Annotated in this window: 20 protein-coding genes and 1 pseudogene; 6 read left to right on the top strand and 15 right to left on the bottom strand. The window is 51.8% G+C overall.

The annotated features are described in order from the left end of the window. Positions 1-328: 328 nt before the first annotated feature. Positions 329-883: a gamma carbonic anhydrase family protein gene (locus N1689_RS21885; RefSeq protein ID WP_222924929.1), complete on the top strand. Its 555-nt coding sequence runs from the start codon at positions 329-331 to the stop codon at positions 881-883. On the opposite strand, the gene N1689_RS21880 is transcribed toward N1689_RS21885, so the two are convergent. The 6 genes from N1689_RS21880 to dprA are packed head-to-tail and all read right to left on the bottom strand — an operon-like array spanning position 850 to position 4,644. Then, entirely contained in the window at positions 850-1,107 is a 258-nt protein-coding gene (locus N1689_RS21880) for a DUF1488 domain-containing protein (RefSeq protein ID WP_161736882.1), read from the bottom strand. The two genes, N1689_RS21885 and N1689_RS21880, sit on opposite strands and share 34 nt — an antisense overlap. Then, positions 1,104-1,922, bottom strand: coding sequence for a shikimate dehydrogenase (gene aroE / locus N1689_RS21875; protein WP_260060213.1), 819 nt, complete (start codon positions 1,920-1,922; stop codon positions 1,104-1,106). Before aroE ends, N1689_RS21880 begins: the two co-directional genes overlap by 4 nt. 3 nt (positions 1,923-1,925) lie before the next feature. Next, positions 1,926-2,498: an L-threonylcarbamoyladenylate synthase type 1 TsaC gene (tsaC, locus tag N1689_RS21870; RefSeq protein ID WP_161736880.1), complete on the bottom strand. Its 573-nt coding sequence runs from the start codon at positions 2,496-2,498 to the stop codon at positions 1,926-1,928. A gap of 3 nt (positions 2,499-2,501) precedes the next feature. After that, complete coding sequence (locus tag N1689_RS21865) at positions 2,502-3,050, bottom strand: topoisomerase DNA-binding C4 zinc finger domain-containing protein (RefSeq protein WP_161736879.1); 549 nt, start codon at positions 3,048-3,050, stop codon at positions 2,502-2,504. A gap of 24 nt (positions 3,051-3,074) precedes the next feature. Then, a complete protein-coding gene (gene smg / locus N1689_RS21860) occupies positions 3,075-3,548 on the bottom strand; it encodes a DUF494 family protein Smg (protein ID WP_013359228.1) in 474 nt (157 codons plus the stop codon). Then, on the bottom strand, positions 3,520-4,644 hold the full coding sequence (gene dprA / locus N1689_RS21855) for a DNA-protecting protein DprA (RefSeq protein ID WP_222924927.1): 1,125 nt from the start codon (positions 4,642-4,644) through the stop codon (positions 3,520-3,522). The genes smg and dprA overlap by 29 nt, the downstream gene beginning before the upstream one ends. 115 nt (positions 4,645-4,759) lie before the next feature. Between dprA and def the strand changes: the two genes are divergently transcribed. The 5 genes from def to mscL all read left to right on the top strand — a co-directional run bounded on the left by def (position 4,760) and on the right by mscL (position 9,518). Beyond that, a complete protein-coding gene (def, locus tag N1689_RS21850; protein WP_013359230.1) occupies positions 4,760-5,272 on the top strand; it encodes a peptide deformylase in 513 nt (170 codons plus the stop codon). A gap of 20 nt (positions 5,273-5,292) precedes the next feature. Further along, on the top strand, positions 5,293-6,237 hold the full coding sequence (fmt, locus tag N1689_RS21845; protein WP_161736877.1) for a methionyl-tRNA formyltransferase: 945 nt from the start codon (positions 5,293-5,295) through the stop codon (positions 6,235-6,237). A gap of 49 nt (positions 6,238-6,286) precedes the next feature. After that, complete coding sequence (gene rsmB / locus N1689_RS21840; protein ID WP_260060212.1) at positions 6,287-7,588, top strand: 16S rRNA (cytosine(967)-C(5))-methyltransferase RsmB; 1,302 nt, start codon at positions 6,287-6,289, stop codon at positions 7,586-7,588. 18 nt (positions 7,589-7,606) lie between these two features. Continuing rightward, entirely contained in the window at positions 7,607-8,983 is a 1,377-nt protein-coding gene (gene trkA, locus N1689_RS21835) for a Trk system potassium transporter TrkA (RefSeq protein WP_013359233.1), read from the top strand. Positions 8,984-9,107: 124 nt separating this feature from the next. After that, positions 9,108-9,518 (top strand): large-conductance mechanosensitive channel protein MscL, encoded by a 411-nt coding sequence (gene mscL / locus N1689_RS21830; protein ID WP_033734108.1) that lies wholly within the window; start codon positions 9,108-9,110, stop codon positions 9,516-9,518. Between the two features lie 158 nt (positions 9,519-9,676). On the opposite strand, the pseudogene arfA reads toward mscL, so the two are convergent. The 9 genes and pseudogenes from arfA to rpmJ form a co-directional block, all read right to left on the bottom strand. Next, a pseudogene (gene arfA / locus N1689_RS22155) lies at positions 9,677-9,751 on the bottom strand (alternative ribosome rescue factor ArfA); the annotation flags it as partial. 59 nt (positions 9,752-9,810) lie between these two features. Next, the gene (gene zntR, locus N1689_RS21820; RefSeq protein ID WP_161736567.1) at positions 9,811-10,227 is read right to left on the bottom strand and encodes a Zn(2+)-responsive transcriptional regulator; all 417 of its coding nucleotides are present in this window, start codon (positions 10,225-10,227) and stop codon (positions 9,811-9,813) included. Next, the gene (locus tag N1689_RS21815) at positions 10,228-10,599 is read right to left on the bottom strand and encodes a DUF1992 domain-containing protein (protein ID WP_260060211.1); all 372 of its coding nucleotides are present in this window, start codon (positions 10,597-10,599) and stop codon (positions 10,228-10,230) included. A 96-nt stretch (positions 10,600-10,695) separates the two neighbouring features. Continuing rightward, positions 10,696-11,082 carry a 50S ribosomal protein L17 gene (gene rplQ, locus N1689_RS21810; RefSeq protein WP_003850180.1) on the bottom strand — a complete coding sequence of 129 codons (387 nt, stop codon included), beginning with the start codon at positions 11,080-11,082 and terminating at the stop codon, positions 10,696-10,698. A gap of 40 nt (positions 11,083-11,122) precedes the next feature. Continuing rightward, the gene (locus N1689_RS21805; RefSeq protein WP_003850179.1) at positions 11,123-12,112 is read right to left on the bottom strand and encodes a DNA-directed RNA polymerase subunit alpha; all 990 of its coding nucleotides are present in this window, start codon (positions 12,110-12,112) and stop codon (positions 11,123-11,125) included. A 25-nt stretch (positions 12,113-12,137) separates the two neighbouring features. Further along, positions 12,138-12,758: a 30S ribosomal protein S4 gene (gene rpsD / locus N1689_RS21800; RefSeq protein ID WP_008927131.1), complete on the bottom strand. Its 621-nt coding sequence runs from the start codon at positions 12,756-12,758 to the stop codon at positions 12,138-12,140. 33 nt (positions 12,759-12,791) lie between these two features. Continuing rightward, positions 12,792-13,181, bottom strand: a complete 390-nt coding sequence (gene rpsK, locus N1689_RS21795) for a 30S ribosomal protein S11 (RefSeq protein WP_004160563.1) — start codon at positions 13,179-13,181, stop codon at positions 12,792-12,794. Between the two features lie 16 nt (positions 13,182-13,197). After that, a complete protein-coding gene (rpsM, locus tag N1689_RS21790) occupies positions 13,198-13,554 on the bottom strand; it encodes a 30S ribosomal protein S13 (RefSeq protein ID WP_003850176.1) in 357 nt (118 codons plus the stop codon). Positions 13,555-13,700: 146 nt separating this feature from the next. Then, the gene (rpmJ, locus tag N1689_RS21785; protein ID WP_010252805.1) at positions 13,701-13,817 is read right to left on the bottom strand and encodes a 50S ribosomal protein L36; all 117 of its coding nucleotides are present in this window, start codon (positions 13,815-13,817) and stop codon (positions 13,701-13,703) included. Between the last annotated feature and the right edge of the window lie 20 nt (positions 13,818-13,837).

Below are 13,837 nucleotides of genomic sequence, written 5' to 3'. Positions count from 1 at the left end.
GAGCAGTGCGAACAGTGCGTTAGCGTCCTGTCGCGAGGTGGCGTATATTACGCTTTCCTCCTGCAGAGTCAACCTCTTTCTCAGAAGTTTTCTCCGGCGGGTCAGTCTCCTGAACCTTCAACCCGTTTCCCGTTGCCGGTGTGCCGTGTCGATGGAGGCGCATTATAGGGATCCCGTTTCAGAGCACAACCCTTTTTTAGGATCTTTTATCTGAACGGTTATAAATGATCCAGATTGATGAGATCGCCAGCGATCCGGGTCAGAATTGGCTTGTCAGCTGGCTAAAATGGCATCAGGCTGCAGTGAAAACAGAACAAAGGAGAACAAGATGACTTCCGCCCTACGTCCCTATAAAGATCTTTTCCCGCAAACTGGCCAGCGCGTGATGGTCGATCCAAGCAGTGTTGTCGTCGGTGATGTGATTATGGAGGATGATGTGAGCATCTGGCCGCTGGTTGCGATCAGGGGTGATGTGAATCAGGTCCGCATTGGTGCCCGTACTAATGTGCAGGATGGCAGTGTTCTGCACGTCACACATAAATCAGCCGCCAACCCGCTGGGCTTTCCTCTTATTATTGGCGAGGACGTCACCGTCGGGCATAAAGCGATGCTACACGGCTGTACCATTGGCGATCGCGTGCTGGTCGGAATGGGATCGATTCTGCTGGATGGCGTAATAGTAGAAGAAGAGGTGATGATTGGTGCCGGAAGCCTGGTGCCGCCCGGTAAAAGACTGGAGAGCGGCTATCTCTATCTGGGTAGCCCGGTAAAGCAGGTCAGGCCGCTGAATGACAGTGAGAAGGAAGGTCTGCGCTATTCCGCCAATAACTATGTTGGCTGGAAAGAGGATTATCTGGCGGGAGATAGCCAGACCCAGCCCTGAGCATCCACGTTATCCTGACGAACAGCCGCTTCGGCCTCATCTTCCAGATCCCAACGATGGTGCCGAAACAGCGCCATCGCCTCCCCTTTACCAAAACGTGAAGCCAGCGAATCGCGGCTGATTGCACAATTCAGCCGCATGCCATTGACCAGTACTGGAAAACAGACTGCGTTTAGTTCAGCGTCATAGGTTTCCTCATCCGGGAACTGTATCGCCTGATTCATGGCTGCATGTTCTGCTTAAGCTGAGCAATCACCGGCGTGATTTCCGGCATCACACCGTGCCATAGATAGAAGGAATGCGCAGCCTGCCCCACCAGCATCCCCAGTCCATCGGCCAGATGATGAGTCCCCTGCGCCTGACACCCGCATAAAAAAGGCGTTAGCCCGCTTTGGTAAAACATGTCATAACAGCGCACATCTGAATGGATTACTTCTGCAGGTAAAGGAGGCGTTTCTCCATTCACACCACTTGACGTGGCGTTGATGATCAGATTAAAGCGCTGATCCGTCAGTTGCTCAAAACCAGATGCCCGGATACTCCCGCTCGCGCTAAACAGGTTCGCCAGCTCTTCAGCGCGCGCGGCTGTACGATTGACGACGGTAAGCGTCACGCCTGCTGAAAGCAGCGGCAGAATGACACCGCGAGCGGCCCCGCCCGCTCCCACCAGCAAGACATTATCGCCAGCGTTGATCATATTTAGCCGTTCAAGATCGCTTAACAAGCCGATACCATCCGTGTTGTCTCCCAGGATTTGCCCATCACTGAGCTTTTTGACGGTGTTTACCGCACCGGACAGAGCTGCACGTTCGCTGAGCTGATCGGCAAATTCCCATGCCTGCTGTTTGAAAGGTAACGTCACGTTGGCACCACGACCTCCCTGCTCGAAAAAAGCAGAAAGCGATTGAGGAAAACCATCAACCGGGGCACAGATGCGACCATAGCGATGTTCAATGCCCGTCTGCTCAGCAAAAGCCTGATGGATTAGCGGCGATTTACTGTGGCTGATCGGATTACCGAAAACGGCGAAGTGATCCATAAATTAACCCTGACGTATAAGTTCGCCGCTGATGACATCGCGGATTTCAGAAGGATTGAGTCGTCCACCCGTTTTACCCGCCAGAACCGGGAACGGCTCACCAAACTGCTGCTTCACTTCTTCTGCTGTGCGGCAGGGAGGGAGGCCTGACAGATTTGCGCTGGTCGAGACCAGCGGTTTGCCAAACGCGCGGCATAGCGCCTGAACATCCGGATGATCACTGACGCGAATGGCCAGTGAATCAAACTGTCCGGTAAGCCAGCGAGGCGTTTGTGGCGGTACCGGTACGACAAAAGTCACCGGGCCGGGCCAGCGGGCAAACATCCGCTCCCGCTGGATTACAGAAAGTTCGCGCGCCGAGATGTAAGGCTCAAGCTGACTGTAATCAGCCGCAATGAGGATGAGCCCCTTCTCTACCGGGCGCTGTTTGAGTGCCAGCAGGGCCATAACGGCAGATTCACTGTCAGGGTCACAGCCCAGACCAAATACGGCTTCCGTAGGATAGGCGATGACCGCCTGACGATTCAGATGCTCTAAACAGGTCTCAAGTGAATCGGCGAGGTGTTGATTTTCCATGGTCTATGAATTCTCTTCAGCGATGGCTTTGCCACAACTCTTACTGGCGCAGAAGCGCTTAACGCCCTGAGCCGTCTTTTTCTCAACTAACAGCGGATACTCACAATAAGGACAGATTCCGGCAACGGGTGTCAGATTGACGACAAACTGACAGGCCGGATAACGATCGCAGGAGTGAAACGTTTTGCCATAACGGGAACGCCGCTGAACTAACCGGCCTTCATGGCACTGTGGGCAGGCCAGCGAGGTTTCATCCGGTTTATCGATGGTTTCTGTGTATCCGCATTCCGGATAGAGGCTGCAGCCGATGAACATGCCAAAACGCCCCTGCCGCAACACTTTATCCGCACCGCATTCAGGACAGGCATGGCCTTGCAGCACTTTGACCACATGGCCATCGGCCTGACCTTTTAAAGGTCGGATGTAGTCACAAGCCGGGTAGTTCGTGCAGCCCAGAAAAGGACCGTGTTTACCGGAGCGGATAACCAGTTCTGCCCCGCAAGCGGGGCAGGGATCCTGTTTACGCACGGTGAAGAGTGCAGCTTTACTCATAGCGATCAATGCATGAAAGGAAATTTAATGCAGCATACCTTCATTGGCGTCGAATAGCAGTTCTTCCATCTGCTGATAGGCATTTTCACATCCCGGGATGTTGAACAACACCATCAGCACCACCCATTTGAGATCCTCAAGGTCAAACTCAGAGGTATCCAGCGCCATGATACGTTCGATGACCATTTCACGGGTTTCCAGGTTCAGCACCTGAATCTGCTCCAGGAACAGCAGGAAACCACGGCTGTCAGCATCTAAACGTTTGCTCTCTTCATCGGTATAAATACGCATGGAGAGCGGATCATTTGTCAGTAAAATTGGTTCTACCAGTCCTTCCTGATAGTCAGCCAGTCTTTCTAACCAGTTCAGCGCACTGTAAACATCTTCACGATGGAACCCGGCATCCGTCAGGTCGTCTGTCAATCTGTCCTGATCAACACCCATTTCTGCTTCGTTGTGGATATATGTTTCAAACAAGTACATCAGTACGTCGAACATGGCATGCCCTCCTCAATCGGACATAGCCGCCGGGTACAGCTGCGATCCATCCTGCTAACTCCAGTTCCAGCAACTGAGCTGAGATAACTGGCACAGATTGGCCGGCACGTTCAGCGACAACGTCAACAGGTGTAACATCATCTCCTACGTTAGCCAACACATCAGCAAATGGCAATGGAGCATCGTCCCTCACCTCAGAATAAATTTCATCCGCCTGAGCCACAGGTAGCCAGTTAAGTGCATTTGCCAGATCTTCTACGATGTTATTGGGATGAGCCACCAGCAGCGCGCCCTGCTGAATCAGCCAGTTTACGCCTTCGCTTAACGGGTTGCCGAGTGCGCCAGGTAAAGCATAGACATTGCGATTTTGCTCCAGCGCATAACGGGCCGTCACCAGTGAGCCACTTTTCAGCGAGGCTTCTACCACCAGCACACCGTGGCTCAGGCCGCTAATGATACGATTGCGGCGTGGAAAATTAAGGGGATGCGGTATGGTCGTCAGTGGAAACTCAGAAACGATAGCACCGCCCTGCTCGACGATCTCGGCGGCAAGGCCTGTATGGTTTTTGGGATAGAGACGCTGCAATCCGCTTCCTAACACTGCCACCGTTTTACCGCCCACGTTGAGTGCGGCCTGATGTGCAACGCCATCAATACCCCGCGCCAGTCCGCTGGTGATAGTCAATCCGCCCGCGCTTAAATGCTGGGTAAACCAGTCACACCAGTAACGACCATAGTGGGAGCTGTTTCGGCTCCCCACAATGGCTAACTGTGGTGTAGTGATAACGGCAGGATCGCCATCAATATAGAGCAGGGGCGGAAAACGATTGGTTTCTTTAAGACGGGCTGGATAAGCTGCATCCAGAGCGGTAATCAGATGATGAGCCGGACTCTGCGCCAGCCAGGAACAGACTTGCTCAATATTTTTTTCATTAAATTCATAATATTGCTGCCGCTGGCTGGCGTCTAACCCAAGCCGGATAAGCTGCTCATCGTCTGCCGGTCCGGCACCTGTCTGCTGCGCCACGTCAACCCAGCGTTTCCCTGTCATTCCGGTGACGGCAGCCAGCCGCACATACTGCCCTATTTTGTCCATCTCCTGCTCCCTGATCGCCCTTGCTTCCTGCCGCACAATGCTGTCAATCAGGCCTCGAAAAGTCTACAATATGAGGCAGTAATCTTTTCTTAACCGAATACAGATCTGGATATTTATGTCAGTTTTGCAGGTATTACATTTCCCTGACGAGCGTCTTCGCAAAGTCGCCGCGCCCGTTAAAGAAGTTAACGCAGACATTCAGCGTATCGTTGATGATATGTTCGAGACGATGTATGCCGAAGAAGGTATAGGTCTTGCGGCTACGCAGGTCGATATTCATCAGCGCATTATCGTGATTGATGTCTCTGAAAGTCGTGAAGAGCGTTTAGTCCTGATCAACCCTGAGCTGCTGGAAAAAAGCGGCGAAACCGGTATTGAAGAGGGTTGCCTCTCTATTCCGGAACAGCGCGCATTTGTTCCACGTGCCGAGCGGGTAAAGGTTCGCGCCCTTGATCGTGACGGTAAAAGTTTCGAGCTGGAAGCCAGCGAGTTACTGGCCATCTGCATCCAGCATGAGATTGATCATCTGGAAGGCAAACTGTTTATTGATTATCTGTCGCCTCTGAAGCGGCAACGAATCAAAACTAAATTAGAGAAACTGGCGCGTCAGAACGCGCAGGCTTCCTGAGAGCTTAAGAAGGGATAAACGTGTCTGCCCCGCTAAAAATCATCTTTGCCGGCACACCTGACTTCGCAGCGCGTCATCTTGACGCGCTGCTTGCTTCTGAACATCAGGTTATCGGCGTATTCACCCAACCTGATCGTCCTGCGGGTCGCGGTAACAAACTCACCCCAGGCCCGGTCAAAACGCTGGCGCTGTCACATGACATTCCGGTTTATCAGCCGAAGTCTCTGCGACCTGAAGAAAATCAGCGACTGGTCGCTGATCTGAAGGCAGATGTGATGGTAGTTGTGGCCTACGGATTGATTCTGCCCAAGGCCGTGCTGGATATGCCACGTCTCGGCTGTATCAACGTTCATGGTTCGCTGCTGCCGCGCTGGCGCGGAGCCGCGCCTATTCAGCGCGCTCTGTGGGCTGGCGACAGTGAAACCGGCGTGACCATTATGCAGATGGACGTCGGTCTGGATACTGGCGATATGCTGCATAAGCTCGCTTGTCCGATTACTGCCCACGATACCAGTGCAACGCTCTATGACAAGCTCGCGCAGCTTGGTCCACAGGGGCTGCTGGATACGCTGACCTTACTGAGCACACAGCAGGCTTCACCTGAAAAACAGGATGAGACTCTGGCCAACTATGCTGAGAAGCTTAGTAAAGAGGAGGCGCGTCTTGACTGGACACTCTCAGCAGAACAGCTCGAGCGCTGTATTCGCGCGTTTAACCCGTGGCCGATGAGCTTTTTCACCATTGATGATCAACCCGTAAAAGTCTGGCAGGCAAGTGTCCTGCCTCACTGCGATCGTTCGCTGGGTGAAATAATCAGTGCGGATAAGCATGGCATACAGGTAGCGACGGCTCAGGGTGTACTTAATCTGCTGCAGTTACAGCCCGCCGGTAAAAAACCGATGTCGGCTCAGGATCTTCTCAACTCGCGCCGGGAATGGTTTGAACCTGGAACCCTTCTGGACTGACTCTCAGGCCCGGTCACTCACCGGGCCTTTTGTTTGATGACAAAACCTTATGACTAAATCAATCAACCTGCGTAGCCTCTCCGCTCAACTTATTGAGCGCGTTGTCGACAAGGGCGAATCCCTGAATACGGCACTCCCCGCCGCCCAGAAAAAACTCTCTGACAAAGATAGCGCGTTAGTGCAGGAAATCTGTTTTGGCGTATTGCGCACATTGCCGCAGCTGGAAGCGCTAATCGGCAAACTGATGGAGCGTCCACTGACAGGCAAACAGCGGGTTCTGCACTATCTGATTATGGTCGGTCTTTATCAGCTGGAATATACCCGCGTACCTGCCCATGCCGCACTGGCAGAAACCGTCGCGGGCGCCGAAGTCCTGAAGCGTACCAGCCTGAAAGGCTTATTAAATGGTGTATTACGCCAGTTTCAGCGCCAGCGGGAAGAGCTGCTCGCCAGCATTCAGGATGGCCCACAGCGTTATCTGCATCCGGGATGGCTGCTAAAGCGATTGCAGCATGCCTGGCCGGAACAGTGGCAACAGATTGTGGAAGCCAATAATCTGCGTCCGCCGATGTGGCTGCGGATTAACCGTCAGCACCAGGATCGTGACGCGTGGCTGCACAAGCTGGTTGAAAGTGGCAGGAATGCACAACCGGCTGACGACGTGCCGGATGCGCTGCGGCTTGACGCCCCTGCCCCCGTCAGTCAGTTACCTGGGTTTGATCGGGGTTGGGTAACCGTGCAGGATTTGTCCGCTCAGCGCTGTGCGTTACTGCTTGAACCGCAAAACGGCGAACAGATCCTGGATTTATGCGCGGCTCCCGGCGGCAAAACGACCCACATCCTTGAAATCGCGCCGGAAGCCCATGTAATGGCCGTCGACGTGGATGCGCAACGCCTTAAACGCGTGGAGGAGAATCTGCAGCGACTGGGCATGAAAGCAGACATTAAAGAGGGTGATGGACGGACGCCGCAGCAGTGGTGCGGTGATCGTCAGTTTGACCGGATTCTGCTGGATGCGCCCTGCTCTGCAACCGGTGTTATCCGACGCCATCCCGACATTAAGTGGCTGCGTCGCGATCGTGATATCGCTGAGCTGGCAAAGCTTCAGAGCGAAATTCTTGATGCTATCTGGCCACACCTTAAACCCGGCGGTACGCTGATTTATGCGACCTGCTCTATCCTGCCAGAAGAGAATCATCAGCAGATAGACGCTTTCCTGCAACGCCAGCACGACGCCCAGGCGGAACCGTTGTGGGATGCGTCCGCTAACGGGTTGCAGGTATTCCCGGAAGCTGAGGGCGGAGATGGTTTCTTCTACGCTAAGCTGATAAAGAAATCGGGTACAAACTGAGATGAGTATTGATAAGCGATGAAAATAATCATTCTGGGTGCAGGACAGGTTGGCGGAACCCTGGCAGAAAATCTGGTAGGTGAGAACAACGACATCACGGTTGTCGATACTGACTCTTCGCGCCTGCGTCATCTGCAGGACAAATTCGATCTGCGCGTGGTTCAGGGTCATGGTTCCCATCCGAGAATTTTGCGTGAGGCGGGTGCAGAAGATGCCGACATGCTGGTTGCTGTAACCAACTCGGATGAAACCAACATGATCGCCTGCCAAATTGCTTATTCGCTTTTCAATACGCCGAATCGCATCGCCCGTATCCGTGCGGCCGACTATCTGCGTGATGCAGACAAGTTGTTTATACCTGAAGCAGTGCCTATCGATCATCTGATCTCCCCTGAGCAGCTGGTCATCGACAACATTTACCGTCTGATTCAGTATCCTGGCGCATTGCAGGTGGTTAACTTTGCTGAAGGAAAAGTCAGTCTGGCAGTGGTAAAAGCCTATTATGGCGGGCCGCTGGTGGGAAATCCGCTATCGATCATGCGTGAGCACATGCCACACATTGATACGCGCGTAGCCGCTATATTCCGCCAGGATCGCCCTATTCGTCCGCAGGGTTCAACCATCGTAGAAGCCGGTGATGAAGTGTTCTTCATCGCTGCCAGCCAGAACATTCGTGCGGTGATGAGTGAAATGCAGCGGCTGGAGAAACCTTATAAACGGATTATGCTGGTCGGTGGCGGCAACATCGGTTTCGGTCTGGCGCAGCGGCTTGAGAAGCACTACAGCGTTAAGCTGATTGAGCGGAATCCCCAGCGCGCAGCGGAACTCGCAGAACATCTGCATGACACCGTGGTGTTTTATGGCGATGCGTCCGATCAGGAGCTGCTCGCTGAAGAACACGTTGAGCAGGTCGATCTGTTTATCGCCGTCACCAACGATGATGAAGCCAACATCATGTCTGCCATGCTGGCGAAAAAGATGGGTGCAAAAAAAGTGATGGTACTGATTCAGCGCCGCGCTTACGTCGATCTGGTCCAGGGCAGCGTCATCGATATCGCTATTTCCCCTCAGCAAGCCACGATCTCGGCTCTGCTGGGTCATGTGCGCAAAGCGGATATCGTGGGCGTTTCATCTTTACGACGCGGTATTGCAGAGGCGATCGAAGCGATAGCGCACGGTGACGAGTCGACGTCACGCGTTGTGGGTCGTTCGATTGATGACATCAAACTGCCGCCAGGGACCATTATTGGCGCTGTTGTTCGTGGTGATGATGTGATGATTGCCAATGATAACCTGCGTATTGAACAAGGCGATCATGTCATCATGTTCCTGACCGACAAGAAATTCGTGTCAGATGTGGAACGCCTCTTCCAGCCGAGTCCGTTTTTCCTGTAAATACCGCTTTTACAGGCTGACTCAGCATACGGCATACAAAACCGCTGCTTAATTGGCTGTGTTGATGGCAAAAACAGTGAGGTTTGTTAGACTTTATGGCGTTAGCTTGGGCAAGGAGAGAAGTATGAGTTTAATCAAAGAGTTTCGTGATTTCGCAATGCGCGGCAACGTAATGGATTTAGCCGTGGGTGTTATCATCGGTGCGGCATTCGGCAAAATCGTTTCATCATTAGTCGCTAATATCATCATGCCACCATTAGGCCTGCTGATCGGTGGAGTCGATTTCAAATCATTCGCCTGGGTTCTTAAGCCCGCAACTGGCGATGCGCCAGCTGTTGTTATGCAGTACGGTATCTTCCTTCAGACCATCTTTGATTTCGTCATTATCGCTTTCGCGATCTTTATGGCGATTAAGTTGATGAATCGTCTGTACAAGAAAAAGGAAGTGGAGAAGCCGGTTGCTAAACCGTCAAATGAAGAAGTTTTACTGACTGAAATCCGCGATCTGCTGAAACAGCAGAACACCCGGGTATAGTGAATAAGCCGCCTCAACGGCGGTTTTTTTACTGAAAAAGTAGAAGGGCAGTGATAAGACGCTTTCTTATCACTGCCCTCCCATCCCGTTCCCTTACCATGTTTCTCTTTCCGCTTAAAACTGCCCTTACCCTTTTGCTTCTGTTCAATACGTTGTCGAAATAACGGGTCGTGCAGCAGAGCCTGAATCGCGTTATCGCGTATTTGCCCTTTAGTGTGCTGATATTTACTCATGACGCCTCCTGTTGAGATGGTCTGATACTCTATTCCTTTGCAGCAAAATAACAAGATGCTTATTTACTCAACGCCTCTCCCCGCTCAAGTGCCTCAAGAATTGAGCACGAAATGCTACTGTGACTGTCACCACAACACGCGTCCGAGAGGTGACGCAGAGAACGTTGCATCGTTTCCAATTCTGCGATCATCTGAGCCACTTCACTTAGCCGTTTTTCAACGATCGCTTTCGATTCCTGACAGGTATGATGCGCAGGATCGACCCTTATAGAAAGTAGCTCTCTGATGGCTTCAAGGCTAAATCCGAGTTTACGACCGTAGCGAATAAATTTCAGACGCTGAAGATCGGCCTCGGTATAAAGGCGAAATCCCCCTTCCGTACGACCGTCATGATCCATCATCTGCTGTTTTTCATAAAAACGGATGGTGTCTGGCGTCACCTCTGCAAGCTTAGCTAACTGACCGATGCGAAACATTTACTCCTCCTCGCGGAAACGATGCTGAATAGCAGTAGAATAACTGCCATGAAGAAAATCGGTACTGATACCCGCCTGGCGTAATCTTAGCTCCAGCACCTGAAGCCGATGACAATGATCCTGATAGTGTTCATCCGCAGGATCGAGGTTGCGAATAAGATCGTTAACTTCCAAGGCTTCACGTCTGAGCTCAAGCTCCGGCGGCAGAAAGCCCGAATTTTTCAGCAACCGGTAGCCCGCTCTTAACTCAGGCGGAACATGACTGTCATCATCCAGCTGCAGTGGCTTACCAGAGCCGGGAAGATTACTCAGCTCGCCTTTTTCCAGCGCCGCTTTGATGTGCTGTTCAGCAAGTTCATCAACCAGCCACATAGTTAGCTCCTTTGAACATGAAAAGAGTAAGTTCTAAGGTAGTAAATTTCAGGCAATAAAAAACCCGCCGAAGCGGGTTTTTTACGTTGCTACAGATTACTCTGCGGCTGCTTCTGCTTGAGCTTCTGGACGATCAACCAGCTCGATGTAAGCCATCGGAGCGTTGTCACCAGCACGGAAGCCACACTTCAGAATACGAGTGTAACCACCGGCACGGCTCGCGAAACGCGGGCCCAGCTCATTAAACAGTTTTGCCACGATCTCGTTATCACGAGTACGGGCGAATGCCAGACGACGATTAGCTACGCTGTCGGTCTTGGCAAGAGTAATCAGCGGCTCAACTACGCGACGCAGTTCTTTGGCTTTCGGCAGAGTCGTTTTGATGATCTCATGACGAACCAGAGAACCGGCCATGTTGCGGAACATAGCCTGACGATGGCTGCTGTTGCGGTTCAGTTGACGACCACTCTTACGATGGCGCATGACCTTATCCTTCTCAGTGAAACCTTAACCTGTGATCTGATTATTCATCAGCAATGCTTGCTGGCGGCCAGTTCTCAAGGCGCATGCCCAGAGAAAGACCACGCGAAGCCAGCACATCTTTAATCTCAGTAAGAGATTTTTTACCAAGGTTAGGCGTTTTAAGCAGCTCAACCTCGGTACGCTGTACCAGATCACCGATGTAGTGGATAGCTTCTGCCTTAAGGCAGTTAGCAGAGCGGACAGTCAATTCCAGATCGTCAACAGGGCGCAGCAGGATCGGATCGAATTCTGGTTTCTCTTCTTTAACTTCCGGCTGACGTACATCACGTAAGTCAACGAAAGCTTCAAGTTGTTCTGCCAGAATGGTTGCCGCACGACGAATCGCCTCTTCAGGATCGATTGTGCCGTTGGTTTCCATTTCGATGACCAGCTTGTCCAGGTCGGTGCGCTGCTCTACTCGCGCTGCTTCAACATTGTAGGCGATACGGTCTACAGGGCTATAGCAAGCGTCAACTAACAGGCGGCCGATTGGGCGCTCATCTTCTTCCGAATGAATTCGGGCAGAAGCCGGCACATAGCCACGTCCACGCTGAACTTTGATACGCATGCTGATAGCCGCGTTCTCATCGGTCAGATGGCAAATGACATGCTGAGGCTTGACGATTTCGACATCACCATCATGGGTAATGTCGGCTGCAGTCACAGGGCCAATGCCAGATTTATTCAGGGTCAGAATAACTTCATCTTTACCCTGAACTCTTACCGCCAGCCCTTTCAGGTTGAGCAGGATTTCCAGGATATCTTCCTGTACGCCCTCTTTGGTGCTGTACTCATGAAGTACACCATCAATTTCAACCTCGGTCACCGCGCAACCCGGCATGGATGAAAGCAGAATACGGCGCAGTGCGTTACCAAGAGTATGGCCAAAGCCACGCTCTAAAGGCTCAAGGGTCACCTTGGCGTGCGTCGAACTCACTTGCTCGATATCTACCAGGCGCGGTTTTAGAAACTCTGTCACAGAACCCTGCATTGTGTCCTCTCTTTGGTACTAAGCTTTACTTGGAGTAAAGCTCGACGATCAGGTGTTCGTTAATGTCCGCAGACAGATCAGTACGTTCAGGAATACGCTTGAACACACCTTCCATCTTAGTCGCATCAACTTCCAGCCAGGTTGGCTTTTCACGCTGCTCAGCCAGCTCCAGAGCGGCCTTCACGCGAGATTGCTTTTTGGCTTTCTCACGGATGCTAACGACATCATTCGGAGATACCTGATAAGAAGCGATGTTAACAACGCGGCCATTTACCAGAACAGACTTATGGCTTACCAGCTGACGTGCTTCCGCACGAGTGGCACCAAAGCCCATACGATAAACTACGTTGTCCAGACGACCTTCCAGCAGAGCCAACAGGTTTTCACCGGTGTTGCCTTTCAGACGAGCTGCTTCTTTATAATAGTTACGGAACTGACGCTCCAGCACGCCGTAGATACGACGAACTTTCTGCTTTTCACGTAACTGACCGCCGTAATCAGACAGACGCGGTTTACGCGCACCATGCTGACCAGGGGCTTGTTCAATCTTACACTTGGAATCAATCGCGCGAACGCCAGACTTAAGGAATAAGTCAGTGCCCTCACGACGGCTCAGCTTGAGCTTAGGACCCAAATATCTTGCCATTTTCTTTCTCCAACTATCCTAAAAAAACGGGCGTTATACGCGACGTTTTTTCGGCGGACGACAACCGTTATGAGGGATCGGAGTCACATCAGTAATATTAGTGATGCGGAAACCAGCGGCGTTCAAAGCACGAATCGTAGATTCGCGACCTGGACCCGGACCCTTTACCATAACTTCCAGGTTCTTAATTCCGTAATCTTTTACCGCTTCTGCACAGCGCTCTGCAGCGACCTGAGCAGCAAACGGAGTGGATTTACGTGAACCGCGGAAACCGGAACCACCGGCGGTTGCCCAACCCAGTGCGTTACCCTGACGATCAGTAATGGTAACGATGGTGTTGTTAAAAGAAGCATGGACATGAGCCACGCCATCTGAGACTTGTTTTCTTACACGCTTGCGTGCACGAACTGGTGCCTTTGCCATTATTTACTCACCCCGATTATTTCTTGATCGGTTTACGCGGACCCTTACGGGTACGTGCGTTGGTCTTAGTACGCTGACCGCGAACCGGAAGACCACGACGATGGCGCAAACCACGGTAGCAACCAAGGTCCATAAGACGCTTGATGCTCAGGGTGATTTCACGGCGCAGATCACCTTCTACAACGAATTTCGCAACTGCATCACGCAGCTGATCAATTTGTTCTTCAGACAGCTCACTGATCTTAACATTTTCAGCAATACCCGTTGAAGCGCAGATGGCTTTTGAACGGGTTTTACCAATACCGAAGATCGAAGTTAATGCGATAACGGTATGTTTTTGATCAGGAATGTTAATGCCTGCTATACGGGCCACTATGCACTCCTATAATTAAACAAGCACGTCCCATGCTGAAAAGCCCGTTTTCAGGATACTCAAATGGAAACGTACTGACATACAAAAGATTGGCTGGCTAATCTAGCCAGCTCAACCCGACTTTGCAAGAAAAATATGTGACAAAATCAGCCTTGGCGCTGTTTATGCTTTGGCTCGGCGCTGCAGATCACACGTACGACACCGTCGCGACGAATGATTTTGCAGTTACGACATAATCTCTTGACGGAAGCACGAACTTTCATTTTTACTCTCCGTAACTTCT

The organism is Pantoea sp. XY16 (assembly GCF_025153065.1).
Classification (GTDB): Bacteria; Pseudomonadota; Gammaproteobacteria; order Enterobacterales; family Enterobacteriaceae; genus Pantoea; species Pantoea alfalfae.
This window is presented reverse-complemented; position numbering and strand designations above follow the sequence as displayed.